Origin of the sequence: Planotetraspora phitsanulokensis, from assembly GCF_016863295.1 — a bacterium.
In the GTDB taxonomy this organism is placed as follows: domain Bacteria; phylum Actinomycetota; class Actinomycetes; order Streptosporangiales; family Streptosporangiaceae; genus Planotetraspora; species Planotetraspora phitsanulokensis.
This window is the reverse complement of sequence record NZ_BOOP01000040.1, coordinates 25,961-50,162: the sequence shown is the minus strand read 5'-3', so window position 1 is coordinate 50,162 and position 24,202 is coordinate 25,961. Positions and strand designations below refer to the sequence as shown.

The 24,202-nt window shown below is 70.8% G+C and carries 23 protein-coding genes; 10 read left to right on the top strand and 13 right to left on the bottom strand.

Features of this window, described 5'->3' with window-relative positions:
- Positions 1-9 precede the first annotated feature (9 nt).
- Both Pph01_RS35430 and Pph01_RS35425 read left to right on the top strand, forming a co-directional pair.
- A complete protein-coding gene (locus Pph01_RS35430) occupies positions 10-1,044 on the top strand; it encodes a LacI family DNA-binding transcriptional regulator (RefSeq protein WP_204077583.1) in 1,035 nt (344 codons plus the stop codon).
- On the top strand, positions 1,041-1,925 hold the full coding sequence (locus tag Pph01_RS35425; protein ID WP_239117250.1) for a carbohydrate kinase family protein: 885 nt from the start codon (positions 1,041-1,043) through the stop codon (positions 1,923-1,925). The genes Pph01_RS35430 and Pph01_RS35425 overlap by 4 nt, the downstream gene beginning before the upstream one ends.
- Positions 1,926-2,034: 109 nt before the next feature.
- Here the strand turns inward: Pph01_RS35425 and eda are convergent, their stop codons facing one another.
- The 4 genes from eda to zwf are packed head-to-tail and all read right to left on the bottom strand — an operon-like array spanning position 2,035 to position 6,915.
- A complete protein-coding gene (gene eda / locus Pph01_RS35420) occupies positions 2,035-2,649 on the bottom strand; it encodes a bifunctional 4-hydroxy-2-oxoglutarate aldolase/2-dehydro-3-deoxy-phosphogluconate aldolase (protein WP_204077582.1) in 615 nt (204 codons plus the stop codon).
- A complete protein-coding gene (gene glk / locus Pph01_RS35415; RefSeq protein WP_204077581.1) occupies positions 2,646-3,605 on the bottom strand; it encodes a glucokinase in 960 nt (319 codons plus the stop codon). The genes eda and glk overlap by 4 nt, the downstream gene beginning before the upstream one ends.
- Positions 3,602-5,434, bottom strand: coding sequence for a phosphogluconate dehydratase (edd, locus tag Pph01_RS35410; protein ID WP_373315706.1), 1,833 nt, complete (start codon positions 5,432-5,434; stop codon positions 3,602-3,604). The genes glk and edd overlap by 4 nt, the downstream gene beginning before the upstream one ends.
- Positions 5,431-6,915 (bottom strand): glucose-6-phosphate dehydrogenase, encoded by a 1,485-nt coding sequence (zwf, locus tag Pph01_RS35405; protein WP_204077580.1) that lies wholly within the window; start codon positions 6,913-6,915, stop codon positions 5,431-5,433. The genes edd and zwf overlap by 4 nt, the downstream gene beginning before the upstream one ends.
- A gap of 105 nt (positions 6,916-7,020) precedes the next feature.
- On the opposite strand from zwf, the gene Pph01_RS35400 reads away from it, so the two are divergent.
- Positions 7,021-8,172, top strand: coding sequence for an ROK family transcriptional regulator (locus Pph01_RS35400; RefSeq protein WP_204077579.1), 1,152 nt, complete (start codon positions 7,021-7,023; stop codon positions 8,170-8,172).
- Positions 8,173-8,265: 93 nt separating this feature from the next.
- Here Pph01_RS35400 and Pph01_RS35395 read toward each other — a convergent pair whose 3' ends face one another.
- Entirely contained in the window at positions 8,266-9,036 is a 771-nt protein-coding gene (locus Pph01_RS35395; protein WP_204077578.1) for a DUF2470 domain-containing protein, read from the bottom strand.
- Positions 9,037-9,114: 78 nt separating this feature from the next.
- Between Pph01_RS35395 and rpsD the strand changes: the two genes are divergently transcribed.
- Positions 9,115-9,729 carry a 30S ribosomal protein S4 gene (gene rpsD, locus Pph01_RS35390; RefSeq protein ID WP_204077577.1) on the top strand — a complete coding sequence of 205 codons (615 nt, stop codon included), beginning with the start codon at positions 9,115-9,117 and terminating at the stop codon, positions 9,727-9,729.
- Between the two features lie 162 nt (positions 9,730-9,891).
- On the opposite strand, the gene Pph01_RS35385 is transcribed toward rpsD, so the two are convergent.
- Both Pph01_RS35385 and Pph01_RS35380 read right to left on the bottom strand, forming a co-directional pair.
- Positions 9,892-10,452, bottom strand: coding sequence for a P-loop nucleotide/nucleoside kinase family protein (locus Pph01_RS35385; RefSeq protein WP_204077576.1), 561 nt, complete (start codon positions 10,450-10,452; stop codon positions 9,892-9,894).
- 111 nt (positions 10,453-10,563) lie between these two features.
- Positions 10,564-11,982 carry an LCP family protein gene (locus Pph01_RS35380; protein ID WP_239117249.1) on the bottom strand — a complete coding sequence of 473 codons (1,419 nt, stop codon included), beginning with the start codon at positions 11,980-11,982 and terminating at the stop codon, positions 10,564-10,566.
- A gap of 398 nt (positions 11,983-12,380) precedes the next feature.
- Between Pph01_RS35380 and Pph01_RS35375 the strand changes: the two genes are divergently transcribed.
- Both Pph01_RS35375 and folP read left to right on the top strand, forming a co-directional pair.
- Entirely contained in the window at positions 12,381-13,250 is an 870-nt protein-coding gene (locus Pph01_RS35375; RefSeq protein WP_204077574.1) for a LysR family transcriptional regulator, read from the top strand.
- A 72-nt stretch (positions 13,251-13,322) separates the two neighbouring features.
- Positions 13,323-14,168, top strand: a complete 846-nt coding sequence (gene folP, locus Pph01_RS35370) for a dihydropteroate synthase (protein WP_204077573.1) — start codon at positions 13,323-13,325, stop codon at positions 14,166-14,168.
- A 24-nt stretch (positions 14,169-14,192) separates the two neighbouring features.
- Here folP and Pph01_RS35365 read toward each other — a convergent pair whose 3' ends face one another.
- Complete coding sequence (locus tag Pph01_RS35365; protein ID WP_204077572.1) at positions 14,193-15,626, bottom strand: pyridoxal phosphate-dependent decarboxylase family protein; 1,434 nt, start codon at positions 15,624-15,626, stop codon at positions 14,193-14,195.
- Between the two features lie 174 nt (positions 15,627-15,800).
- On the opposite strand from Pph01_RS35365, the gene Pph01_RS35360 reads away from it, so the two are divergent.
- Complete coding sequence (locus Pph01_RS35360; RefSeq protein WP_204077571.1) at positions 15,801-16,271, top strand: hypothetical protein; 471 nt, start codon at positions 15,801-15,803, stop codon at positions 16,269-16,271.
- On the opposite strand, the gene Pph01_RS35355 is transcribed toward Pph01_RS35360, so the two are convergent.
- From Pph01_RS35355 to Pph01_RS35340, 4 genes are read right to left on the bottom strand one after another with little or no spacing between them, the layout of a single operon-like run.
- Positions 16,201-17,001: an ABC transporter ATP-binding protein gene (locus Pph01_RS35355; RefSeq protein WP_204077570.1), complete on the bottom strand. Its 801-nt coding sequence runs from the start codon at positions 16,999-17,001 to the stop codon at positions 16,201-16,203. The two genes, Pph01_RS35360 and Pph01_RS35355, sit on opposite strands and share 71 nt — an antisense overlap.
- On the bottom strand, positions 17,002-17,790 hold the full coding sequence (locus tag Pph01_RS35350; protein WP_239117248.1) for an ABC transporter permease: 789 nt from the start codon (positions 17,788-17,790) through the stop codon (positions 17,002-17,004).
- Positions 17,783-18,556 (bottom strand): ABC transporter permease, encoded by a 774-nt coding sequence (locus tag Pph01_RS35345; protein WP_204077569.1) that lies wholly within the window; start codon positions 18,554-18,556, stop codon positions 17,783-17,785. Before Pph01_RS35345 ends, Pph01_RS35350 begins: the two co-directional genes overlap by 8 nt.
- A 53-nt stretch (positions 18,557-18,609) precedes the next feature.
- Positions 18,610-18,993 carry a DUF3052 family protein gene (locus tag Pph01_RS35340; RefSeq protein WP_204077568.1) on the bottom strand — a complete coding sequence of 128 codons (384 nt, stop codon included), beginning with the start codon at positions 18,991-18,993 and terminating at the stop codon, positions 18,610-18,612.
- Positions 18,994-19,112: 119 nt separating this feature from the next.
- On the opposite strand from Pph01_RS35340, the gene Pph01_RS35335 reads away from it, so the two are divergent.
- The 3 genes from Pph01_RS35335 to Pph01_RS35325 all read left to right on the top strand — a co-directional run bounded on the left by Pph01_RS35335 (position 19,113) and on the right by Pph01_RS35325 (position 22,581).
- Positions 19,113-20,093, top strand: coding sequence for an alpha/beta hydrolase (locus Pph01_RS35335; protein WP_204077567.1), 981 nt, complete (start codon positions 19,113-19,115; stop codon positions 20,091-20,093).
- Positions 20,094-20,267: 174 nt separating this feature from the next.
- Positions 20,268-21,740, top strand: a complete 1,473-nt coding sequence (locus Pph01_RS35330; RefSeq protein WP_204077566.1) for a serine/threonine-protein kinase — start codon at positions 20,268-20,270, stop codon at positions 21,738-21,740.
- Positions 21,741-21,777: 37 nt separating this feature from the next.
- A complete protein-coding gene (locus Pph01_RS35325) occupies positions 21,778-22,581 on the top strand; it encodes an ABC transporter ATP-binding protein (protein ID WP_204077565.1) in 804 nt (267 codons plus the stop codon).
- 179 nt (positions 22,582-22,760) lie between these two features.
- Here Pph01_RS35325 and aceA read toward each other — a convergent pair whose 3' ends face one another.
- The gene (gene aceA / locus Pph01_RS35320) at positions 22,761-24,053 is read right to left on the bottom strand and encodes an isocitrate lyase (RefSeq protein ID WP_204077564.1); all 1,293 of its coding nucleotides are present in this window, start codon (positions 24,051-24,053) and stop codon (positions 22,761-22,763) included.
- Positions 24,054-24,202 lie beyond the last annotated feature (149 nt).

The following is a 24,202-nucleotide window of genomic DNA, read 5'->3' as shown; positions in this document are numbered from 1 at the left end:
GTAATGCCCATGAGTACCACGCGGCTCGCCGACATCGCGGCTCAGGCAGGGGTCAGCGAAGCGACGGTGAGCCGCGTGCTCAACGGGAAGGCGGGGGTCTCCTCCGCCACCCGCCAGGCCGTGCTCACCGCGCTCGACCTGATGGGGTACGAGCGCCCGCAGCGGTTGCGCGAGCGCAGCAACGGCCTCATCGGCCTGGTCATCCCGGAGCTGGGCAACCCGATCTTCCCGGCGTTCGCCCAGGCGGTGGAGAAGGCGCTCACCCAGCACGGGTACACGCCCATCCTGTGCACCCAGGAGCCCGGCGGCGCGACCGAGGACGAGTTCACCGACATGCTCCTCGACCGGGGCGTCTCCGGCATCGTGTTCGCGTCCGGTCTGCACGCCGACACGACGGCGCGGATGGACCGCTACGCCCGGCTCACCGACCGCGGTCTGCCGATCGTGCTCGTCGACGGCTACAACGAGGCCATCGCCGCGCCGTTCATCTCGCCGGACGACCGGCTGGCCGCACGCCTGGCCGTACAACATCTGGTGGACCTCGGGCACGAGCGCATCGGCCTCGCCCTCGGCCAGGGGCGGTTCGTCCCGGTGATCCGGAAGATCGAGGGTTTCCGTCAGGCGATGACGAACCTGCTCGGTGTTACGGAGTTCGGCGACCTGATCCAGCACTCGCTCTTCTCCGTGGAGGGCGGCCAGGCGGCGGCGGCCGCCCTGATCGAACGCGGCTGCACCGGAATATTCTGTGCCAGCGACCTCATGGCGCTCGGCGCGATCCGGGCCGCCAGGGAGCGGGGGCTGTCGGTGCCGGGGGACGTGTCGATCGTCGGGTTCGACGACTCGCCGCTGATGGCCTTCACCGACCCGCCGCTCACCACCGTCCGCAAGCCGATCGGCGCGATGGCCACGGCCGCGGTCCAGACGTTGCTCGACGAGATCGGCGGCACCCCGGCCAAGCACGTCGAGCTGGTCTATCAGCCCGAACTCGTGGTCCGCGGCTCCACCAGTTCAGGGCCCCTCGTCAACCGCGACCACACATCGTGACCTCGCACAACCCCCATCGTGATCATGCACTGGACGTGCTCGTCGTCGGCGGCACCGGGGTGGACACGACCGTCCAGGTCCCGGAACTGCCGTTGCCGTACGCCGACACCTATCCGGTCCCGCCCGTCGTCGACCGGATAGGCAACACGGGATCCGGCGTCGCGTTGGGCTGCCACGCCATGGGGTTGCGCGTCAAACTCGTCGACCTCATCGGAGAGGACGCGCAGGGCGCGCTGGTCCGCGGTCATCTCGCCGGGCGCGGCGTCGACTTCGCCTGGGCGCCCTCCGCGGCGGGCACGCGGCGCAGCGTCGTGCTCGTCGACCCGGGCGGCCGCCGGCTGTCGCTGCACGACCCGCGACCCGTCGACGGCCAGCGGCTGCCGCGGGACCTCTACCTGCCGGCGGTTCGCGCCGCACGGCACGTGCACCTGTCGATCGTCGACTTCTCCCGGCACGTCTACGCCGACGTCCCCCGCGGGACGCCGACGTCGACCGACCTGCACGACTGGGACGGGGAGAACGACTACCACCGTGACTTCGCCTACTCCTCCGACCTCGTCTTCATGTCCGCGACCGCACTCGGGGAACGCCGGGAGGCGGTCATGCGCGACATCGCCGCCCGTGGCCGTGCACGTGTCGTGGTCTGCACGGACGGCGCCGACGGGTGTCACGTCCTGTCGGACGGCGGAGACATCCGGCACTTCCCGGCGGAGCCGCCGCCGGGCCCGGTCGTGGACAGCGTCGGGGCCGGAGACGCGTTCGTCTCCGGGTTTCTCCACGGCCGCCTGACCGGTCGCCCATTGGAGGAATGCGCTCGATTGGGCGCGCTGGCCGGCGCCCGTGCGTGCACGGTCGCGGGCGTGGACGGCGAAGGCCCGTGACCACCGGTCGGAAGGTCACGGGCCAGCACCATGGACGTGGTTCCGGATCACGGACACGAGCATGGCCGTCAGCCTCGCCGAGGGAGAAAGACTCGGCTGACAAGGCTTTTCAGGAGCGCAGCGCCGCCGCCTCGGCCGCGAGCTTCTCGATGCGGTCGTAGTCGCCGGTGGCCAGGGCGTCGGCCGGCGTCAGCCAGCTTCCGCCGACGGTGGCGACGTTGGACAGGGCCAGGTAGGAGGGCGCGCTCGACAGAGTGATCCCTCCCGTGGGGCAGAACCGCACGTCGGGCAGTGGCCCGCCCAGCGACTTCAGGTACGGCACGCCGCCCGCCGCCTCGGCGGGGAAGAACTTCATCTCGCCGATACCGCGCTCGAACAGTGCCATCGCCTCGGACGCGGTGGCCGCGCCGGGGAGGAACGGCACACCGGACGCGAGCAGGGCGTCGAGCAGGCCGGGCGTGGTCCCGGGGGAGACCAGGAATCGCGAGCCCGCCGCGACCGCGGCGTCGACGTCGGCCGACGACCTGATCGTGCCCGCTCCGACCACGGCGTCCGGGACCTCGGCGGCGATCCGCCGGATGGACTCGAGCGCGGTGGCCGTACGCAGGGTGATCTCGATGACCGGCAGGCCGCCGGAGACGAGGGCCCGGGCGAGGGGCACGGCGGTCTCGGGGTCGTCGATCACGACGACCGGGACGACGGGGGCGAGATCGAGAAGGCTCATATCAGCTCCACGGTAGACGACCGCTGGGCGAGCCATGCTGCGGCTCCCACCAGTGCGGGCTGCTCGGCGACGATCAGCGAGGTCGCGATCGCGGTGATGTAGTCGGTCAGGGCGGGCGCGGTCGTCTCGAACCGTGCACGGAAGTCGCTTCGGCGGGCGCGTTCGGCGATCCGCGGCAGCACGCCGCCCCCGATGTAGACCCCGCCGCGTGCGCCGAGCATCAGGGCGACGTTCCCGGCGAATCCGCCGAGCAGGGCGAGGAAGATGTCGACCGTCTCGACGCAGAGCGGGTCGGCGGACTCGACGACCTCCGCCGCGGTGGTCGCGATCGGCGCGACTCCGCGCACGAGCGCCAGACCCCGGTGGAGTCGGGGCAGCCCTGTGCCGGACAGCAGGTGCTCGGCGTCCACGTACGGCAGGCCGTCCGCCCGCAGCGCCCGCACGATCTCCATCTCGAGGTCGGTCACGGCGGGGACGGAGACGTGGCCCCCTTCGCCGGGAACCGGCACCCAGCCTCCGCGCACCGGCACCAGCCCGCTCACTCCGAGACCGGTGCCCGGCCCGAGGACCGCCTTGGTGTCGCCGGCGGCGGGGGGAGGCCCGCCGAGCGACACGAGATCGTCGCCTGCGAGGCGCGGGAGGGACACCGCGAGCGCCTCGAAGTCGTTGAGCAGGTCGACGTGCGGGATGTGCAGGTCGTCGACGGAGCCCGACCATTCCGCGTTCGTCAGCCGGTACCGGTCGTCCTCGACCGGACCGGCGATCGCCAGGCACGCTGCCCCCGGCCGAACTCCGCCCGCATGATCTGCGATATAGGCGGCTACGGCATCGGAGAGGCTCCTGTACTCGGCAACGTTCAGTACGGCGACGTGCTCGGGCGGCCCGCCGCGGCGCGTCACCAGGCCGAATCGCGCGTTCGTCCCCCCGACGTCGGCGACCAGCCACGGCAACGTCATCGGGCACCTCCCGCGAACACGCTCGCCCCCCGGTCGGGCGGTCCGACCATGCGGCGGAAGGACGAGAAGAGCTCCCGGCCGGTGCCCGCCCACTCCGCGTCGCTGAGCGGAGCGCCTTCGGGTGTGCGGTCCGACAGGTCCGCCTGGACGACCAGGGTCCCGGCGGCCGAGTCGAGCCGGATGACGTCCCCGTCGCGGATCAGCGAGATGGGCCCGCCGTCGGCGGCCTCGGGGGACAGGTGGATCGCCGCGGGCACCTTGCCCGAGGCGCCCGACATGCGGCCGTCGGTGACGATGGCCACCTTCTGGCCGCGGTCGAGCAGGACGGCCAGCGGAGGCGTGAGCTTGTGCAACTCCGGCATGCCGTTCGCGCGCGGGCCCTGGTAGCGGACGACGGCGACGAAGTCCTGTCCGTCGAGCGCGCCCGACTCGAACGCGGCGAGCAGGTCGCGCTGGTCGTCGAACACCCGGGCAGGCGCCTCGATGACGAGGTGCTCCGGCTTGACGGCCGACACCTTGCTCACCGCGCGGCCGAGGTTGCCCGACAACATGTGGATGCCACCGTCGGCCGAGAACGGCTCTGCGACCGGCCGCAGCACGTCGTGGTCGGTGCTGCCCTCGGCGCGCTCCTCCCAGACGAGCGTGCCCTCCTTGAGCGCCGGTGCGGAGCGGTAGTGGCCGAGCCCGCGTCCCGCGACGGTGAGGACGTCCTCGTGGAGGAAGCCGCCGTCGAGCAGGTCACCGATGAGCACCGGCATGCCGCCCGCGGCCTGGAAGTGGTTCACGTCGGCCTGCCCGTTCGGGTACATGCGCGTGAGCAGCGGCACCACCTTGGACAGGTCGGCCATGTCGTCCCAGGTCAGCTCGATGCCCGCGGCGGCGGCCATGGCCACCAGGTGCATCGTGTGGTTGGTCGACCCGCCGGAGGCGAGCAGCGCGACCACCGCGTTGACGATGGCGCGCTCGTCGACGACCTCCCCGACCGGCGTGTACTCGTCACCGTGCGCGGTGATCTCGACCGCGCGGCGGCCGGCGGCCTCCGTGAGGGCGTGCCGCAGTTCGGTGTGCGGGTTGACGAAGGTCGCGCCCGGCAGGTGGAGGCCCATGACCTCCATGAGCAGCTGGTTGGAGTTCGCGGTGCCGTAGAACGTGCACGTCCCGGGCGAGTGGTACGACTTCGCCTCGGCGTCCAGCATCTCCGCCCGGTCGATCAGGCCTTCGGCGAACCGCTGCCTGGCCCTCGCCTTGACCTTGTTCGGCAGGCCCGAGGTCATCGGCCCGGCGGGCACGAATATCGCGGGCAGGTGGCCGAAGTGCAGGGCGCCGATGAGCAGCCCCGGCACGATCTTGTCGCAGACTCCCAGGAGCAGCGAGGCGTCGAACATGTCGTGCGACAGCGCGATCGCGGTCGCCATCGCGATGACGTCGCGGCTGTACAGGGACAGCTCCATGCCGGCCCGGCCCTGGGTGATGCCGTCGCACATCGCCGGGACGCCGCCCGCGACCTGCGCGACGCCGCCCGCGGCACGCACCGCGCGCTTCAACTCCGGCGGGTAGGTCTCGTACGGCTGGTGCGCGGACAACATGTCGTTGTACGACGTGACGATGGCCACGCCGGGCTTGGCAGAGCCGCGCAGGTCGCGCTTGTCCCCCTCCGGAGCGCCGGCGAACCCGTGCGCGAGGTTGGCGCAGCCGAGATGGCCGCGGGCGGGCCCGCGTTCGCGCAGTTCGCGTCCCGCGAGCCCGACGCGCTCCAGGTAGGCGGCACGGCTGTCGCCGCTCCGCCTGCGGATCCGGTCGGTGACCTGGTCGATCACGCGGTTCGTCACTCGAATGCCTCCTCGTGCCACGTGCGGTCGCTGCGGGCCAGCAGTTCGTGCGCACCGGCGGGGCCGGTGGTGCCGGCGGGGTAGGGCTCGGGCGTCATCCCCGACGTCTCCCAGTGCGCGATGATCGGGTCGATCCAGCGCCAGGCGGCCTCGACCTCGTCACGCCGCATGAACAAGGTGGGGTTGCCGGCCAGCACGTCGGTGAGAAGCCGCTCGTACGCGTCCGGGACTCGGGCCGTGAACGTGTCGGCGAAGCTGAGGCTGAGCGGCACCGGGCGGAGCGTCACCTCGCCCGCGCCGGGCTCCTTGGCCATCAGCCGCAGGTGGATGCCCTCGTCGGGCTGCAGTCGCAGGACGAGCCGGTTCGGCGCCGCACCCGTGAAGATCGCGTGCGGCACGTCCTTGAACTGGACGACGATCTCCGACCGACGGGCCGGCAGTCGCTTGCCGGTGCGCAGGTAGAAAGGCACGCCGGCCCAGCGCCAGTTCTTCACTTCGGCGCGGACGGCCGCGAAGGTCTCCACCCGGTGCGACGCGGCGGTGGGCCGGGTGCTGTCGGGCTCGTCCAGGTAACCGGGGACGGTCTCGTCGCCGAGGCGGCCCGAGGTGTACTGGCCCCGGACGGTGAACCGGTCGACCTCCGAGCCGACGATGGGCCGCAGCGACTGCAGCACCTTGACCTTCTCGTCACGGACGGCCTCGCGGTCGTTCTTCGAGGGCGGTTCCATGGCGACCAGGCAGAGCAGCTGGAGCAGGTGGTTCTGGACCATGTCGCGCAGCGCGCCCGCGTGGTCGTAGTAGCCGCGGCGGCCGGGCGTGCCGACGGTCTCCGCCGCCGTGATCTGGACGTGGTCGATCCACAACGAGTTCCAGATCGGCTCGAGGAACGCGTTGGCGAACCGCAGCACGAGCAGGTTCTGGACCGTCTCCTTGCCCAGGTAGTGGTCGATGCGGAAGATCTGCCGCTCGTCGAAGATCTCGCCGACCTCGTCGTTGATGGCCTGGGCACTGGCCAGGTCACGGCCGAGGGGCTTTTCCAGGACGACCCGGGAAAGCGGCGTCACCAGCCCGGCCTCGTACGCGCTGCGGCAGAAGGGGCCGAACGTCATGGGCGGGCTGGCCAGGTAGAAGACACGATCGTGGTCTTCGCGGCCCGCGAGCATGGTGGTCAGCGCGTCCCAGCCGGCCTGCTCGGCCGGCCCGCCGACGTCGACGGAGACGTGGTGGAGCCGGTTCACGAACCGGTCCCAGCCCTCGGCGGCGCCGAGTGCGGGGCGCACCTCCGCGTCCACCTTGCCGCGGAAGTCGGCGTCGTCCAGCCCGCCGCGCGACATGGCGATGATGCGGGTCTCCTCGGCGAGCCGCCCGTCGCGGTCGCAGTGGTAGAGCGCCGGGAGGAGCTTCCGCATGGACAGGTCCCCGGTGCCGCCGAAGATGATCAGGTCGACGGCTTGCCTGCCGGCAGAGGGTTGAACGGGCATGTTCGGGACATTAGCGGCAGATATGTTGTCTTTCAAGCCGACTTTTGTAACTGAAGATGAATAAGTCATTGCACTTAGGTGTGTCGCTGTGCTTCACTTCCGTAGATGTCACGACTTGCAACCACCGGGGAAGTCCTCCAGCTCATCAGGAGCGGGGAGGCCCTCACGCGCGCCGACATCGGGCGCGTGACGGGGCTGTCGCGGCCCGCCGTTGCGTTGCGGGTGTCGGAGCTTCTCGGCCGCGGCCTGATCGTGGAGGACGCGGAGGGGCCCTCGACCGGAGGGCGCCCGCCGGTCCGGCTGCGCTTCAACGCGGCGGGCGGCGTGGTCCCGGTGGCCTCGCTCGGCGCAAGCCGTACCCAGATCGCGATCTGCGATCTCGCCGGTGACGTGCTGCTGCGCACCGATCTCGACATCGACGTCGAGGAGGGGCCCGACGTCGTGCTGCCCCTGCTCATGGACACGTGGGAGAAACTGCTCGACGGGCAGGCGCCGGTCGTGGGAGTCGGCCTCGGCGTGCCCGCGACCGTGGAGTTCGCCGCCGGGCGCACCGAGAGCGCCCGGGTGATGGCGAGCTGGACCGGTGTGGTCATTCCGCCGATCATCGCCGAGCGATTTCCCGTCCGCGTGCTCGTCGACAACGACGTGAACGTCATCGCGATGGGGGAGCACCGCGTCGTCTACGCCTCGGAGCTCGACGACCTGCTCTTCGTGAAGATCTCCACCCGGATCGGTGCGGGTGTCATCTCCGGGGGAAGCATCCTGCGCGGCGCCCTGGGCGCGGCCGGCGAGATCGGTCACATCCCGGTCAGGGACGGCGGGGGAGTGTTGTGCCGGTGCGGCAACCTCGACTGCGTCGACTCGGTCGCCAGTGGCACCGCCATCCTGCGTGACCTGCGTGCCAAGGGCCGCGAGGTCCTCACCATGGCCGACGTGACCGCGCTGGTCCGCGCGGGCGACGCGGAGACCATGGCGGTCGTACGGCAGGCCGGGCGCTGGCTGGGCGAGGTGATCTCGGGCGCGGTGAACCTGCTCAATCCGGCCGTCGTGGTGCTCGGGGGCGACATCGCGGAGATGTTCCAGCCGCTGGTGTCAGGCGTCCGTGAGGTCATCTACCAGCGCTCGACCCAGCTCGCGACCCGCAGCCTCAGGATCGAGCGCAGCACCCTCGGCCCCGGCGCGGGCCTGACCGGGTGCGCGCTCATGGTCCTCGACCACGTCCTGTCGGCCGACGCGGTGGACGCGGCCGGCGGCTGACCGCCTGAGCGCGGGGCCGCCGGCCGCCTCAACGGCGAGGCCGACAGTCTCAGCAGCGGGGCCGACGTCGCAGCAGTGTGGTCGCCGACCGTCTCAGCGGCCCCGCGCGTGGTCGTGCGGACGAGGGAACAGCAGGCAGCGCAGGGCGTACTCGAGTGCCTGCGGGCTGGCCGCGGGAATCGGCCAGGGGAGGCGGACGAACCGGTCCTCAGCCGCGGCGGGCTCCGCCCCCGGTGCGGCCGACTTGATCGTGGCGCCGTAACGGTCGAGCTCCCAGAGCCAGGCGTCGGCCGCGGGCTCTCCCATCAGGACGGCGGTCGCCTGGGCCAGCTGGTCCCGGTGGGCCTCGTTGATGTGACGGATCATGCGCTCCGCGGCGTGCAGGAAGGGGTCGGGCCGGGCGTCCAGGTACTCTTCGGCGTCGAGCAGTCCGGACTCCTGCCCGGTCAGGTAGACGACGTGGGCCACGTCGACGCGCACGAGCCGGGGGGCGCCGCCCTCCAGCGCCGTGAACAGGTCCTCGTCCGGGCAGCTCTCGGCGATCGCGATCGCGGTGTCGCGGAGTTCGTCCTCGGGCACGGTCTGGGTCCATCCCCGCACCTTCAGCAGGCCGCGGGCCTTCTCGCCGCCCGCCACGACGCGTGTCGCCACGAGGTCGACGGTCACCACGGTCTCCGGCGCCGAGCCGTACAGGGCCTCGCCGGGTTTGACCAGCAGCACGGGCCTGCCCTGCGCGTCGACGCCCCCGCGGGCCTGGCAGGCGGGCAGGTCGGCCTCCGCGATGGACACGTGGGTCGGAGCGGCCATGGCGGCGAGGGTCCTGACCCGCTCGGGGATCGGGGCCGCCGCGACGGGGTGCTGCATGACTCTCCTTGAGTGCCGTCAGACGATTAGGTTAGGCTTACCTTAGTAAGGATTAGCTAACTTGGGAAGGCGGCGTACATGCGTTACACAGGGCCGAAGGTGCGGTTGTCGCGCCGGGCGGGCGTTCCGTTGACCCGCAAGGCGGTCAAGTACTTCGAGGCCCGGCCGTACCCGCCTGGAGAGCACGGTCGCAAGACCAACCGGCGCAACGGCGGCGACTACGGGATGCGGCTGCTGGAGAAGCAGAAGCTGCGCTGGTACTACGACGTCTCGGAGAAGCAGCTGCGCCGGTACTGGGACCTCGCGGTCCGCAGGCCGGGCCGGTCCGGGGAGGAGCTGCTGGTCATCCTCGAGACCCGGCTCGCCTCCCTCGTGCTGCGCGCCGGGCTCGCCCCGTCCATCTACGCCGCCCGGCAGTACGTCAACCACGGTCACATCACGGTCGACGGCCGCAAGGTCGACGTCCCCAGCTACCTCGTCAAGCCGGGCCAGGTCGTGGCCGTCCGGGCCCGGTCCCGCGCGATGCAGCCGTTCGTCGCCGCCTCCGAGGGCGTCTACGCCGACGACCGCATCGCTCCTTACCTCTCGGTGGACCACAAGGAGCTGCGGTTCACGCTGGTCGAACGGCCCGTCCGCGAGCACATCGTGCTTCCCGTCGACGAGCAGCTCGTCGTCGAGCACTACTCGCGGTAGGCCGGCGGCGGGTCAGCCGAGGACGGCGAGGAGGCCGTCGTCCTCGAGCCGCACGGGCTCGCGGACCGCGCTCGACGGCGCCGTCCGTCCCCACGATCACGAGGATCATCGGGTGACATGCCCGCGGCGGCGTCACGGTGCATCAGGGCGAACGCCGCCGCGCTAGGGAGTCAGGTCACGAAGCCGGTCTTCGAGTGCCGGTGCGCCGAGGCGGTTGTCGACCTCGATGTACGGCACGGCGGGCGGCTCGTCCACGCGGATCGCCCTCAGGTACTCCTCGAACCGCTCGAGCTTTCCCGCGTCCCTCGGCCAGCCCCGTCTTTCGAGCCGGTCACGCAGGGTGGGACCGTCGGACCGGATCCAGAGGAGATGGATGTCGGGGCCGCCGAGTTCCGCCGCCCATTCGCGCCAGCGTGCGGCGTCGTGCACCTGGCCGGTGAACGGCCCGCTGAGCATGACCGGGCAGCCGTGCGAGCGGATCTCCCGGGCGGTCGTGGTCAGCCCGGCGTACTCGTGCCGCTTGACGTACTCGTCGTACCAGGCGCCCTCGCGCTCGCCCTGCGGCCGGCCGTTGGCCGCGAGTGTGGCCGCGACGAATCCGCCGTAGACGGTGTCCTTGTCCAGGAGCGCGGGCACGGGACGGAGCCTGCGCAGGAGGATCGAGCAGACTGTCGACTTACCCGAGCCGGGCGGCCCCGACACGACCCACAGGGGTGCCGCCATCCCCGCCTCCCCGATTCCTTCCGCCCCTGTCATGGTGCCCCGCCGGGGCGGGGACACCGGGTGGCCTGTCTGGAAGTCGTCTTGTAAGTCGCCCGTCTGGAAGTCGCCTGGCTAGAAGCCGCACAACTCGTCGAGGCTCTTGGCCGCGTCCTGGTTGGACGTGGGCGTCGCGCGCGGCTTCTTCGTCTTCGTCGCGCTGGGGGTCGCCCCCGCCGTCGCGTCGGCGGCGACGGTTCCCGTGTCGGCCGTCGACTCCCGGATCGCCTCCGTGGTGAGGGTGCGGATCTTCTTCCAGTCCGGGTCGCCGCTGTAGATCAGCGGGGGCACGAACTGGAGGCTGGTGATCTTGGCGGCCTTCACCTTCAGGCCGAGGGGGACCAGGTGTTCCAGCAGGTCGCGGGGGATGTCGGTGCGGAACATGTGCCGGGCCGCCGCGGCGATCTTGGTGAAGTTGGCGAGGAAGGTGGCCGGAGTGATCTGCTGCGCCATCGCCCCGATCACGCAGCGCTGACGGGCCATCCGGGAGTAGTCGTCGCTGTCCACGCGGGACCGGCCGTACCAGAGCACCTGCTCGCCGTCCAGCTGCCGGTAGCCCGCCTTGATCGTGCCCGCCGTGCCGAAGTGCCCGCCCCACTTGACGTCGCGCTCGACCCGGATCTTCAGGCCGCCGACGGCGTCGATCAGCGCCGCGAAGCCGAACATGTCGACGATCGCGTAGTAGTCGATGTGCAGGCCGAGCGTGTAGCTGATCGCGTCGCGCAGCGCCTGGGCGCCGCGGTTCTTCCCACCCATGACCTGGGGGTTGTTGTCCGCGTAGTACCAGACCGAGTTGAGCAGGCCCTGGCCCTCCGCGTCGAACCCGTTGGGGAACTGCTTGTGGAGCGGGCTCGACGGGGGGAAGCGCACGTACTGCAGGTTGCGCGGGAGGCTGATCAGGACGGTGTTGCCGCTGGCGATGTCGACGCTCGCGACGGTCATGGAGTCGGTCCGCACGCCGATCCTGTTGCCCGCCGCGTCACCGCCGAGCAGCAGGAAGTTCACCCGCTTGCGCCCGTTCCACGGGTCCTCGGCCCTGATGGGGGAGGCGGTCACACCGGGTGAGGCGATGTCGGGCGCGGTGACGGCGTCGAGGAGGTCGTTCGCGGTCTTGACCGTGCTGGCGGTGAAGGCGAAGGGGGCCGTCACCGCGATGCACAGGACGCCGACCATGATGCCCGCTACCACCTGGCCGCCCCGGGGGAGACGGCTGGGGCGAAGCGCCATGAACGAGAACAGGATCAGCGCGAACCAGGCGAGCGCGCACACCGCCGCGCCGATCATGACGGCGTTGAGGGTGCTGTCCCTGAGCGCGACGCCCGCGTTCTGGGTGAGTTGCAGGCCGAAGACCACGAGGCCGGCGAGCACGGCGCCGAAGACGACGAGCAGGACGAACCCCGCCGTCCGTTTGCCCGCTCTCAGGTGCGCCGCTCCGGGGATCACCGCGGACAGAGCCGTCCACCCGATCAAGGAGCCGGTCGTCACCGGGCGCACGAATCGAGGTCTTCCGCCGGTGGGACGTGGTCCCTGCTTGCCTCCGGTCTTGTCAGCCGTCCCCCGTGAGGCTTGACTCACCACTGGCTCCCCTCCCGTAAAAGCTTGGCACGGGATTGTAGCCATAAATTCGGACAAGTCCGGCGTTATTCTTCATCCCTCTCGATAGTTATCGAAAAGAAGCCATTTTCCGGGTTTCGACAAGAAGTGAGGCATGTGTGGATCTTCGGGTGCGCTGTCCGGCGACACCCCGCCCAAGTGCGCCGAATGTACGACAAATGTCACTGATTTCTCACCCGTCACGGAAGTAGCAGCAACCGGGCACAATGCGTAATCGTCCGAGGTGATCTCTGCGATGTTCCGGAATCGCCGGGCTCGTCTGCCCTAGCGTTTTTCGTATGAATCTGCAGCAGCTCCGTTATGTGGTCGCCACCGCGGAGCACCGCACCATGACCGATGCCGCAAGATCGCTTTACATCGCGCAGCCCGCCCTTTCCCGCGCGATTCGGGACCTTGAGCGGGAGCTCGGAATGACGCTCTTCGCGCGCTCGGGCAGGGGCGTGGTGGTGACGGCCCAGGGCCGCCGCGTCGTCAAGCTCGCGCGCGAGGCGCTCGACGCCGTCCATGAGATCGAGGCGCTGGCGACGAACACCCCGTCGTCGGGTGCGGAGCTCCGGGTCGCCTCGACCCCGAGTCTCGAGCCCGGCCTCGCGGGGCGCCTGCTGCCCGCGTACGTGGCCGAGCATCCGGACGTCCGGGTGCACATCGTGCGGTGCGAGGGGCGTGACGCCGTGGTGAACGCCGTGCGCGAGCAGCGCGCCGACCTCGGCCTGACCGACCTCCCGGTGCCGACCGACCTCGTCAGCCATCCGGTCGAACGCCAGGAGATCGTGCTGATCTCGCCCCCCGGCGCGGACCTGCCCGATCCGGTCCCGCTGACCCGGCTGAACGGCCTCAGGCTGGTCCTGCCCGCGCCGGGAAGCCCCCGGCGGCGGGAGTTCGACCACATCTTCGCGACCTACGGCGTACGCCCCATCCCGGCGGTGGAGTCGGACGAGCGCGGCGGCTGGCTGCGCGCGGTCCGGGACGGCAAGGCGTCCCTGTTGTGGTACCGCGGCATGGCGGACCAGGCGGCCCGGACGGGCCTGGTGGTCCGATCCCTCGATCCCCAGCTCAAGAAGATCATCGCTGTGGTGCACGCCCGCAAGCGGCTGACCGCGGTGGCGCAGGACTTCCTGACCATGGCCGAGGGCGGTTCGGCCGCCTGATCCGCGGCACGATGATTGGACCGTTCCACCACCGGAACGCGCGGTCGGCGCCGAGTGAGTAGTGTGGCCACGATGTCTACTCCCTCTGCTCTGCGTCTTCGGGGCCGCACGTTCGGGCCGGGCGACTTCGCCGTCATGGCTGTCGTCAACCGGACACCCGACTCCTTCTACGACAGGGGGGCGACGTTCGGCTTCACCGCCGCGGTGGACGCGGCCACGCGCCTGATCGACGAGGGCGCCGACATCGTCGACATCGGCGGGGTGAAGGCCGGGCCCGGCGACGTGGTCGGCCCCGCGGAGGAGATCGACCGGGTAGCCGGCGTGGTCGCGGCCGTCCGCGCCCGCCATCCCGATGTGATCATCAGCGTCGACACCTGGCGGTCCGAGGTGGCGAAGGTGGTCGCGGACGCCGGCGCCGACCTGTTGAACGACACCTGGGGCGGGGTCGACCCCGGGCTGGCGGAGGTCGCCGGCGCGTACGGCATCGGGCTGGTGTGCGCCCACGCCGGCCGGGTGGAGCCGCGGACCAGGCCGCACCGGATCGGCTACGCCGACGTGGTGGCCGACGTGATCGGCTACACCACCGCCCTGGCCGAGCGGGCGGTCTCCCTGGGGGTCCGCAGGGACGCGGTGCTCATCGACCCCGCCCACGACTTCGGCAAGAACACCTGGCACTCGCTGGAGGTCTCCCGGCGGCTCGGGGAACTGGTCGCGACGGGCTGGCCCGTACTGGTGGCCGTGTCCAACAAGGACTTCGTGGGGGAGGCGCTCGGCGGGCTGCCCGTCGAGAGACGGCATGAGGGGACGCTGGCGACCCTCGCCGTCTCGGCCGTGCAGGGAGCACGGGTCTTCCGCGTCCACGACGCCGCCGGCGCCCGTGCCGCACTCGCCGCCGTTGGGCGGCTCAGGGACGCGTGAGGTCGGGCGCTTCCAGTCCGGGCGTCAGGAGTACATGACCGACAGGAAGCGGACCAGGATCGCCTCGCGGGTCGCGGCGGGCAGGGCGTCGAGAACCGCGTTCACCACGGCCATCTCGGGCTGTGCGGCGCCGTCCGAACCGGAACCCCGCAGGTCGACGCCCACGGACGCGGCGAGCTCGGCGAAGGTCGCGTCGTCGAGGGCGTCGAGGTCGAGCCCGGAGATCAGCTCGGGAAGGCCGTCGGGGACCACGGCCGGCCCCCGGGTCCGCGCGGCCTCGGTGGCGGCGGCGATCACCTCGAGCAGGGCGTCGACGCCCGCGAGCGTGACCCCGGTGACGGTGATGTGCAGATTGGCGGGGATCCCCGCGTACGACAGCTGCGGCTGGAGGAACCAGCCGAGTCGCCTGGCCTCGTCGGAGACCACGAAGACGTCGACGTCGTCGGATCCCGCGATCGCGACCAGTGACGCCTCCGGCTCGCCCAGCACGCGCAGGCCCGGGATCGCCGCCACTCCTTTGACCAGCCGCCGGGTCGCCTCCAGGGTCGTACGGCCCAGCTCCCGATAGCCCTCGGCCCCGAGGGCCTGGAGCGTCCCCCATGCGCCGCCGAGCGGGCCGGCCGACCGGGAGCTCTGCACCGTCGCGTTGATGATCGTGTAGCCCGGCCAGGCCGCCGAGGCGAAGTAGGCCCTCCGGCGCAGCTCGGCGTCGCGGAACAGCAGCACCGAGGCGCCCTTGGGGGCGTAGCCGAACTTGTGCAGGTCGCACGAGATCGACGTCACGCCGGGCACGCTCAGGTCGAACGGCGGGACGGCGGCGCCCGCCTCCCGGAGCCAGGGGAGCAGCCAGCCGCCCACACAGGCGTCCACGTGGCAGAGCACCCCCCTCGCCGAGGCCAGCGCGGCGATCTCCTCGACGGGGTCGATCACACCTTGCGGGTAGGACGGCGCCGACGCCACCACCAGCACGGTCCTGCCGGTGATCGCCGCCTCGACCGCCGCGGGGGAGACCGTGAACGTGACCGGGTCCACCGGCACCGGCACCACGTCCAGGCCGAGGTAGTGGGCCGCCTTGTGGAACGCGGGATGGGCGGTGACCGGCAGGACGATCTCCCCGCCGCCCGGGCCGTGGTCGCGGGCAGCCTTCACCGCCAGCATGATCGACTCGGTGCCGCCGCTGGTGAAGATCCCGGGCGCGCCCGGCCGTCCGAGGAGTTCGGCGACCGCGCCGACGACCTGTTTCTCGATCGCCACCATGCTGGGGAACGCCGTCGGGTCGAGCATGTTGACCTCGAGCATCTCGGCGTAGGCGCGGTGGGCGGTCTCGTGGACCTCCGGCCGTCCCGTGTCGTAGACGTACGCCGTCACCTTGCCGCCGCGGACCGGGAGATCGGCGGCCTTCAGTGCGGACAGTTCGGCGAGCAGGTCCTGCGCGGTCCTGCCGTGCTCGGGAAGCATGTCGATCTCCTCGCGTCACGAGGATGCTAACGGGACTCGCGGAGTAGGCGAAGGGGTCCGGTTCCTCGGCAGGACTCCAGGTTGGGACCAGTCTGACCGAACTCTTCAAGTGGGGTGCTCTTTGTAGCGCTTTGTCGCTATGGTTGCCGCGAACCTCTGGACAAGGTGGTGTGCATGCGGCACTTCTTCGGGTTGCTGCTGGGCGTCTTCATGACCGCGGCCGTTCTCCTCGGCGCCGGCTGGGCGTCTCAGGAGGTGATCCGAGGCGCGGCTCAGAACCTCGATCCGTCCAGGGACTGGCGGATTCTGACCGCCATCGGCGTGATGGCCCTGGTCGGCCTCCTGCTTGCCGTCGTGCTCGTCACCAGGGTCTCGCCGCTGGCCGCGTTCGTCCCGTCCCTGGTGCTGCTGGCCTGGACCGTGGTCTACATCCTCGATGTCTCCCGGGCCACCGGGCTCGCCCCGACGGGCCCGTCCGTCCAGGTGGAGGTCGCGGAGGCCGGCCGGGGCATGCTGACCCTGCTGTCCACCGGCATTCTGGGCATGCTCGGTGTGGCCCTGTTCGTTCCCGTGCTCATGCCGTCACGCTGGGCGGGTCCGGTGCGGGACGATGAGGAGGAGTACGAGGAGACCGTCGGCTACTGAGGTAGAGGTGGGTGACGGCCTCCTCGATGGAGGCCTCGCCCGGCACGATCGCCCGAAGGCCGGCGACCGTCCCGTCGAAGGCCAGCCGGCCGTGGTCGATGAGCATCACCCTGCGGCACAGTTGCTCGATGTCGCCCAGGTCGTGGGTCGTGAGCAGGATCGTCGTGCCGTGCTCGGCGTTGAGCCGCCGCAGGAAGTCGCGCACGCCCGCCTTGCTGACCAAGTCCAGCCCGATGGTGGGTTCGTCGAGGACCAGGATCGGCGGGTCGTGGAGCAGCGCCGCGGTGATGTCGCCCCGCATGCGCTGCCCGAGGCTGAGTTGGCGCACCGGAGTGGTGAGGAAGTCCCCGAGGTCGAGGAGCGAGCACAGCTCGTCCAGTCTCCTGCGGAACACCGCGCGATCTACTTTGTAAAGGAGTCGGACCAGTTCGAAGCTGTCCTTGAGCGGCAGGTCCCACCACAACGTCGTCCGCTGGCCGAAGACAACGCCGATCTTGCGCGCGAGAGCCGTACGGCGGCGTGAGGGGTCCAGCCCGGCCACCCGCAGGCGGCCGGAGGTGGGCGCGAGGATGCCCGTGAGCATCTTGATCGTCGTCGACTTCCCCGCCCCGTTCGGGCCCAGGTAGCCGACGAACTCTCCTGCCTCGACAGCGAAGGACAGGTCCCGGACGGCGTGCACGACCGTCCCGCGCACCTTGAACGTCCGCCCGAGGCGGTCGACCTCGATCATCTAGCTCCCTGTCGATCGGTAGTGGCGGACGCCGGCGCGCCATGCGAGGACCGCGACGAGCGCCATCGCGGCGGCGGCGACCGGCGAGAGGAAACGCAGCCAGTACGGCAGGCCGAGCGGATCGTCCCGGTCGAGCACGTAGAGTCCCGGCTGCCAGTTCACGAACGCCAGCGGCAGCACGTAGGTGACGCCGCGGACGAGTTCTCCCCCGTAGACGCTGAGGGGGTACTGCGTGAGGGTCGCGCCTCCGTAGGTGAAGGCGTTGGCCACCTCGGGAGCGTTGGTGAGCAGGAACTGCGCCGCGCCGCCCAGCGCCCAGAGCGCCGTGAAGATCACCGTGCCGGAGGCGACCATGACGGGGATCATCCAGCCGCGTTCGAGGGGGACGTCGAGGCGGGCCAGCGCGAACACGAGGACCGCGGCGCCCTGGATCACCTTGCCGATCCGGTGCGGCACGAACCGTTCGGTCGCGATCTGCACGAACGGGCTCACCGGCCGGATGAGTATCACGTCGAACGTGCCGGCCCTGATGTGCTGGCTGATCCGCTCGACGTTGCTGAACAACAGGTCGGCGAGGGCGAAGGACAGGGCGGCCGTGCCGTACAGGAACATGACCTCGCTGAGGTCGAAGCCCCCGAGGCTGGTGGTGTTGGTGAAGATCACCCAGATCACGGCGATGTCGAGGCCGCTGGTGACGAAGCCGCCGACGGTCATGAGGGCGAAGGAGACGGGGTACTGGGCGGCGGCGCGGGTCCAGGCCCACACCAGGAGCAGGTACGTCCTAACCACCCTGGATCACCACCTTGCGGCGGGCGGCGGCCGTGGCCAGGGCGCCGGCGCCGAGCAGGACGGCCGCCCAGAACGCCTGGAAGGCGAGGGAGCCGGCGACCGGGGTCTTCCCGAGGTACACGTCGGCGGGCACCTGGACCATGGCCGCCCAGGGCAGCGCCCGCGCGAGCGTGCCCAGCCAGCCGGGGAAGATCACCAGCGGCAGCATGAGACCGCTGAAGAACGTGGTCAGGATCATCGAGAGGACCGAGAGCCCGCGGTCGTCGATCACCCAGCAGGTGGCGAGCGCGACCAGGTAACGCCAGCCGAAGCTGACGACGACGCCGAGGACGAAGCTGACCATGAACGCGGCCCATGTGGCCAGGCCCGCGGGGAGCACGATGCCGAACAGCAGGGCGCCGACCAGGGTGGGCGGGACGCTGCGGGCGACGAAGAGGTAGGCGGCCCGCCCGAGGTCCTCGGAAAGGCTCCAGAGCTGGAGCGACGCGGGGCGCACGAGATCGAGGGCGACGTCTCCGGTGCGGATCCGCTGGGGGAGGTCCAGGCCTCCGCCGAAAACCTGCATCGGCCCGATGTACGACTGGGTCAGGAAGCAGAAGGTCACCGCCTCGACGACCCCGTATCCGCCGAGGCCGGGCCGCGCCTGCCAGAGGGCGATCAGCACGTACGCGCGGAGGATCCCGAAGACGGTGTTGGTGAACGCGCCCGCCGCCGCGGCCGCCCAGTAGGTCGCGTGCCTGCGGAAGCCGAAACCGATCAGCCGCACATAGAGGGTGAAGAGCGGGCACCTCCAAGGCCGGGGAACCCGCTGATCTTAAGTCATCGGTCGGCCAGGCGATAGACGAAACGCAGCCCCGACCAGACGGCGTCGACGGCGCAGACCTTGTTGTCGACCAGGCCCTGGCCGAGGCCGAAGGTCCTGACTCTGTCGTCGGACAGGTCGGTCGCCACCCTGCTCGACTTCTTCGGCCAGCAGACCCAGAGCCCGCCGTCGCGTGCGAGCGTCTCCAGTGCCGCCGGGAACCACCGCGCCAGCGCCGCCTCGTCGCGGCAGAAGAGCAGGATCACGTCGTACGGCCCGGGGCCGTCGTCGCCCTCGATGCCCAGTTCCGAAGGATCGGGCGGGGTCCCGAAGAGCCGGACGAGATGCCCCGGCCTGATCCCGAGCTTCCTCACCAGCGGGATTCCGGCATATTCGCTCATATCGGGGGGATCCTCGCACTGTGAACGTTACCGCTCTGTAACAACTCTGTAAGGCGGGAGAAACGTACCAACCGGTAGAACGATTGCCTAGCCGGGTATGTCCCTTTTGGGAGGTTTGCATGTCGGATGAGATCGACACGGACATTCATCCGGAATATCCGGTCAGCTGGCAGGCGGCAGCGCTCAACGGGGTCCTGCGCGGCACGATGAAACCGATCTCCACCATCCTCCTCCGCAACACGACCGGCATGGCGGTGGCCAGCCGGTTGATCTGTCTCGGCGAGCGGGTTCCCGGGATCCTCCCCAAGCACGTCACGATACGACAGGAGCGATTCGAGTCCTGCGCGGGCGAGTGGGTGAGGGGCGGGGACGACGTAGATGAGAGCAAGGTGCTGCTGTACTTTCACGGCGGCGCCTACTTCATCTGCTCCGCCGCCACGCATCGCCCGATCACCTGGAGGCTGTCGGCGGTCGCCAAGCGGCCGGTGCTGGCGATCGACTACCGGCAGGGACCGATCCACACCCTCGCCCACTCGCTGACCGACGCCCTCGAGGCCTACCAGTTCCTGCTCGACCGGGGGCACGCCCCCAAGGACATCCTGTTCGCCGGCGACTCGGCCGGCGGCCACCTGGCCCTCGCCACCCTGCTCTCCCTGCGTGACCAGGGGCGCCCGCTGCCCGCCGCCGCGATCTGCATGTCGCCCTGGACCGACCTCAGTGACGTGCGCAGGCGGGTCAACTGCTGGGCCGACCCCCTGTTGCCCGCGGGCCGGGTGGACTGGCTGGCCCGGCGCTGGACCGACGGCCTCGACTGCCGCGACCCCCTGGTGTCGCCCGTGTTCGGCGACTACACCGGCATCCCCCCGCTCATGATCGTGACGGGTTCCACGGAGATCCTTCGTGACGACGGCCGCCGGGTCGCGCTCAGCGCCAGGGAGAACGGCGTCCCGGTGACCTACGAAGAGTGGAACCGCATGCCCCACGTCTTCGCGATCCTCGCCGACGTCGTCCCCGAGGCGCGACTGGTCTTCCAGCACATCTCCCGCTTCATCGGAGCGGTCGAGGCGCGGTCCGCGCAACCGGGGCAGGAAGCCGCGTGATGTAGCCATTTGTAACCAATGAGACGCTTGTGACCTGCGGTTTCCCGTATTCCCCTTACCTAAAGGTGCCATTGGCCTTACCTCGCATGCCGCTTCCGGTCAGTACCGCCCCTGGCGCGTTCCAAGAGAGCACAGTGTGCTGTGCGGTACTTCCGTGAGAGAGGCAGCTTCCGGATGGCGCGTGGCGGAAACGGCCCCCAGAACGGCATGCCCCGGGGCGTGCGGCCGCTGACGGTGGGCGATCCGGTGATCATCGGGCGGTACCTGCTTCTCGGCCGTCTCGGCAGCGGCGGCATGGGCGTGGTCTACCTGGCCGAGCGTCCCGAGGGCGGCCTGGTGGCGGTGAAGACCCCCCACTCGATGCACCTGTCGGACCCCACGCTCCGCGCGAGGTTCGCCGAGGAGGCCGAGTTCTCCCGGCGCGTGGTGCCCTTCCACACCGCGACCGTGATCGAGGACGGCTTCGACCGCGACCGGCCCTACCTGGTCACGGAGTACATCCCCGGGCCCGCGCTCTCCCAGGTGGTCGTCGACGGCGGACCGCTCACCCCCGATCTCGCGTACGGCGTGGCGCTCGGCGCGGCGGCCGCCCTGCTCGCCACCCACGAAGCCGGCCTGGTCCACCGCGACCTCAAGCCGGCGAACGTGCTGCTTTCTCCCCGCGGTCCCTACGTCATCGACTTCGGAATCGCCCGCGACGTGGACACCGCCACCGCCCACACCCAGGCGGGCCAGATCATGGGCAGCCCCGGCTGGGTCGCCCCCGAACGGCTGACCGGCGGCCCCGCCATCCCGGCCTCGGACGTCTTCTCGTGGGGCTGCCTCGTCGCCTTCGCCGCCACCGGACTCCATCCGTTCGGCACGGGGGAGCTCGACGTGGTCAGCCGGCGGATCCTGGTGGAGGAGCCGCGCATCGCGGGCGTGCCCAGGCTGCTCTGGGACAGCGTCTCCGCGGCGCTGCGCAAGGAGCCCGCCGAACGCCCCGACGCCGGGGAACTGCTGTCCGCGCTGCTCGCGGTGGGCGGGATCGCCATGCCGGGAGACGTCCGCCACGCCGTCGGCCGCATCATGGCGGAGATCTGGCAGGCGGTGCCGTACCCGGAGAACGACGAGCAGGACACGGCCGAGCGTCCGGCCGGCCGGACGTCGCGCCGCAGGGCGGGCGGCCACGTCACCCACGCCGGGTTCGCGGCCCTGGCGACGGTCACGATCGCCGCGATGACCGTGGTGGCCACGGGGTCCGGGGTGGCGCGCCTCAGAGGCGACACCGAGCCGCCGCCCCCCGCCCCCGTGGTGATGCCGGGGGACGAGGGCGCGTCGGTTCCCCAGCAGACGCCGCCGCCTCCGCGTCCGTCGGCGACCGAGCCGAACCCGGTCATCCGCACGACCGTCACCGCGACGGCGGCCGTTCCCGTCGTGAGGGTGGAGGCGCCGTGGCCGTCGCTCCCGCCGGTGGACCCGTGTTTCTCCCGGGCGGGCCGGGCGAAGGACTGCGGCCCGTCGCGACCGCCGACGCCCGCGCCGTCGTCTCCCGCCGGCCCCCAGCCGTCCCCCGACGACAGCGGCGTTCCACCACAGCCGAGCCCCTCGCCCGTGCCCAGCCCAGAGCCGAGCCCCACTCCGAGCCCGACCCCCGTCCCCCCGTGAGGCTGACCGCACACGGGCGTGGTGCATCCTTGGGCGCATGGAGGCAGCGCTCGAACTGAACGACATGACCGTCCGCGTGGTCGGCCGCACCCTGGTGTCCGAGGTGAACTGGAGGGTGGATCACGGGCAGCACTGGGTTCTGCTGGGACCCAACGGCGCCGGCAAGACGACGATGCTCTCGGTGGCCGCGGCCGTACGCCACCCGAGCTCGGGAAGCGCCACGGTGCTGGGGCGGCGGCTCGGCCGGACCGACCTGCGGGAGCTGCGGCGGGACATCGGGCTGGTGGCCGCCAGCCAGCGGCTGGTCGACGAGGCACTCCTCGAGGAGGAGGCCGCGACGGCGCTGACGGTGGTCCTCACCGGGCACACCGGGACCAGCGCGCCGCTCTGGGACCGGTACGGGGACGCCGAGAGGGAGCGGGCCCACCGGATGCTGGCCGATCTCGGCTGCAAGGAGCTGGCCGACCGCCCTTTTCTGGTCTGCTCCCAGGGGGAGAAGGCGCGGATCCGGGTGGCGAGGGCGCTGATGGCCGACCCGGCGATCCTGCTTCTCGACGAGCCGTTCGCCGGCCTCGACCTGCCCGCGCGGGAGGACCTGATCGAGGCGCTGGAAGACCTCGCGAGCACGCGTGACGGGCTGACGACCGTCCTGGTCACGCATCACCTGGAGGAGGTGCCCGCCACCACCACCCATGCGCTGCTGATGAAGGACACGCGTGTGCTCGCGGCAGGTCCGGTGGAGGAGGTCCTCACCGGTCCCGCTCTGTCGGACTGCTTCGGCCGGCCGCTCCGGCTCGACTCGGTCGACGGCCGCTGGTACGCCCGGGCCGAACGGGCCTGACGCGCGTCACCCTGCGCCGGCCCGGGCGTGCGCGTCCGGGCACGGTCAGGCCCCGCCGGTGGCCGTCAGATCCCGAGGGGTGACCTGCGGCTCCGTGACGGGGCCTGGGTTTCCGACCGGCAGTGCCGTCGCCGGGGTCAGTGAGCCTCATCGATCACTGTGCCCGAGTTGATCAGTGATCAGTGGGCCTCGGCGAACTGCTCCTCCTCGGTGGAGCCCTTGAGGGCGGTGGTCGAGGAGTCCGGCGCGATGGCCGTGCTGACCAGGTCGAAGTATCCGGTGCCGACCTCGCGCTGGTGGCGGGTGGCGGTGTAACCACGTCCTTCGGCGGCGAACTCGGCCTCCTGAAGCCCGACGTAGGCGGTCATGCCCTCTTCGGCGTAACCGCGGGCGAGGTCGAACATCGAGTAGTTCAGCGAGTGGAAGCCGGCCAGGGTGATGAACTGGAACTTGTACCCCATGTGGCCGAGCTCGCGCTGGAACTTGGCGATGGTCGAGTCGTCGAGGTGCTTCTTCCAGTTGAACGACGGCGAGCAGTTGTAGGCCAGCATCTGGTCCGGGTGCTGCGCCTTGATCGCCTCGGCGAACTCGCGCGCCACGTCGAGGTCCGGCGTGGAGGTCTCCATCCAGAGGAGATCGGAGTAGGGCGCGTAGGCCAGGCCCCGCGCGATGCAGGCGTCGACGCCGTTGCGGACCCGGTAGAAACCCTCGGCCGTGCGCTCGCCCGTCGTGAACAGGCGGTCGCGGGGGTCGACGTCGCTGGTGATCAGCGTCGCGGCCTGGGCGTCGGTCCGCGCGATGACCAGCGTGGGGACTCCGCAGACGTCGGCCGCGAGGCGCGCCGCGTTGAGGGTCTTGATGTGCTGACCGGTCGGGATCAGCACCTTGCCGCCCAGGTGGCCGCACTTCTTCTCCGAGGCGAGCTGATCCTCCCAGTGCACACCCGCCGCACCGGCGGCGATCATGCCCTTCATCAGCTCGAACGCGTTGAGCACGCCGCCGAAGCCGGCCTCGGCGTCGGCCACGATGGGCGCCAGCCAGTGCGGGGCGTCGTCGTCACCCTCCGACCACGTGATCTGGTCGGCGCGCAGGAGCGCGTTGTTGATGCGGCGGACCACGGCGGGCACCGAGTTGGCGGGGTAGAGGCTCTGGTCCGGGTACGTCTGCCCGCCGAGGTTGGCGTCGGCGGCGACCTGCCAGCCGGACAGGTAGATGGCCTTCAGGCCCGCCTTCACCTGCTGGACCGCCTGGTTTCCGGTCAGCGCGCCGAGGGTGTGGACGTACTCCTCGGAGGTGAGCAGGCGCCAGAGCCGGTCGGCGCCGAGCCGGGCGAGCGTGTGCTCCTCCTGCACGGAGCCGCGGAGCCGGACCACGTCCTCGGCCGTGTAGGTGCGCTCCACGTCCTTCCAGCGGGGGTCGGTCTCCCATTCATGGCGTAGTTGCTCGGCCTCTGCGGCGATGCGGTCCGACATGTCCGTCACTCCCTCGTTGCGTGCTCTGCCGTCACCTGGGTGCTTGTTCCGAGTTTCTTCCCGGCGATAGAGATCAACAAGGCGAGATGTGTCGAAAGAACGAAAAGAATTCCCCTAAATCGAATACCTGCCGGTATTTCAAGGAGAAG

Bases quoted from the DNA above. Each gene is read 5' to 3' on its own strand.
- Pph01_RS35430 (WP_204077583.1), top strand. From the start codon at position 10: ATGAGTACCACGCGGCTCGCCGACATCGCGGCTCAGGCAGGGGTCAGC.
- eda (WP_204077582.1), bottom strand. From the start codon at position 2,649: ATGAGCCTTCTCGATCTCGCCCCCGTCGTCCCGGTCGTCGTGATCGAC.
- glk (WP_204077581.1), bottom strand. From the start codon at position 3,605: ATGACGTTGCCGTGGCTGGTCGCCGACGTCGGGGGGACGAACGCGCGA.
- zwf (WP_204077580.1), bottom strand. From the start codon at position 6,915: ATGCCCGTTCAACCCTCTGCCGGCAGGCAAGCCGTCGACCTGATCATC.
- Pph01_RS35400 (WP_204077579.1), top strand. From the start codon at position 7,021: ATGTCACGACTTGCAACCACCGGGGAAGTCCTCCAGCTCATCAGGAGC.
- Pph01_RS35395 (WP_204077578.1), bottom strand. From the start codon at position 9,036: ATGCAGCACCCCGTCGCGGCGGCCCCGATCCCCGAGCGGGTCAGGACC.
- rpsD (WP_204077577.1), top strand. From the start codon at position 9,115: ATGCGTTACACAGGGCCGAAGGTGCGGTTGTCGCGCCGGGCGGGCGTT.
- Pph01_RS35385 (WP_204077576.1), bottom strand. From the start codon at position 10,452: ATGGCGGCACCCCTGTGGGTCGTGTCGGGGCCGCCCGGCTCGGGTAAG.
- Pph01_RS35375 (WP_204077574.1), top strand. From the start codon at position 12,381: ATGAATCTGCAGCAGCTCCGTTATGTGGTCGCCACCGCGGAGCACCGC.
- folP (WP_204077573.1), top strand. From the start codon at position 13,323: ATGTCTACTCCCTCTGCTCTGCGTCTTCGGGGCCGCACGTTCGGGCCG.
- Pph01_RS35365 (WP_204077572.1), bottom strand. From the start codon at position 15,626: ATGCTTCCCGAGCACGGCAGGACCGCGCAGGACCTGCTCGCCGAACTG.
- Pph01_RS35360 (WP_204077571.1), top strand. From the start codon at position 15,801: ATGCGGCACTTCTTCGGGTTGCTGCTGGGCGTCTTCATGACCGCGGCC.
- Pph01_RS35355 (WP_204077570.1), bottom strand. From the start codon at position 17,001: ATGATCGAGGTCGACCGCCTCGGGCGGACGTTCAAGGTGCGCGGGACG.
- Pph01_RS35340 (WP_204077568.1), bottom strand. From the start codon at position 18,993: ATGAGCGAATATGCCGGAATCCCGCTGGTGAGGAAGCTCGGGATCAGG.
- Pph01_RS35335 (WP_204077567.1), top strand. From the start codon at position 19,113: ATGTCGGATGAGATCGACACGGACATTCATCCGGAATATCCGGTCAGC.
- Pph01_RS35330 (WP_204077566.1), top strand. From the start codon at position 20,268: ATGGCGCGTGGCGGAAACGGCCCCCAGAACGGCATGCCCCGGGGCGTG.
- Pph01_RS35325 (WP_204077565.1), top strand. From the start codon at position 21,778: ATGGAGGCAGCGCTCGAACTGAACGACATGACCGTCCGCGTGGTCGGC.
- aceA (WP_204077564.1), bottom strand. From the start codon at position 24,053: ATGTCGGACCGCATCGCCGCAGAGGCCGAGCAACTACGCCATGAATGG.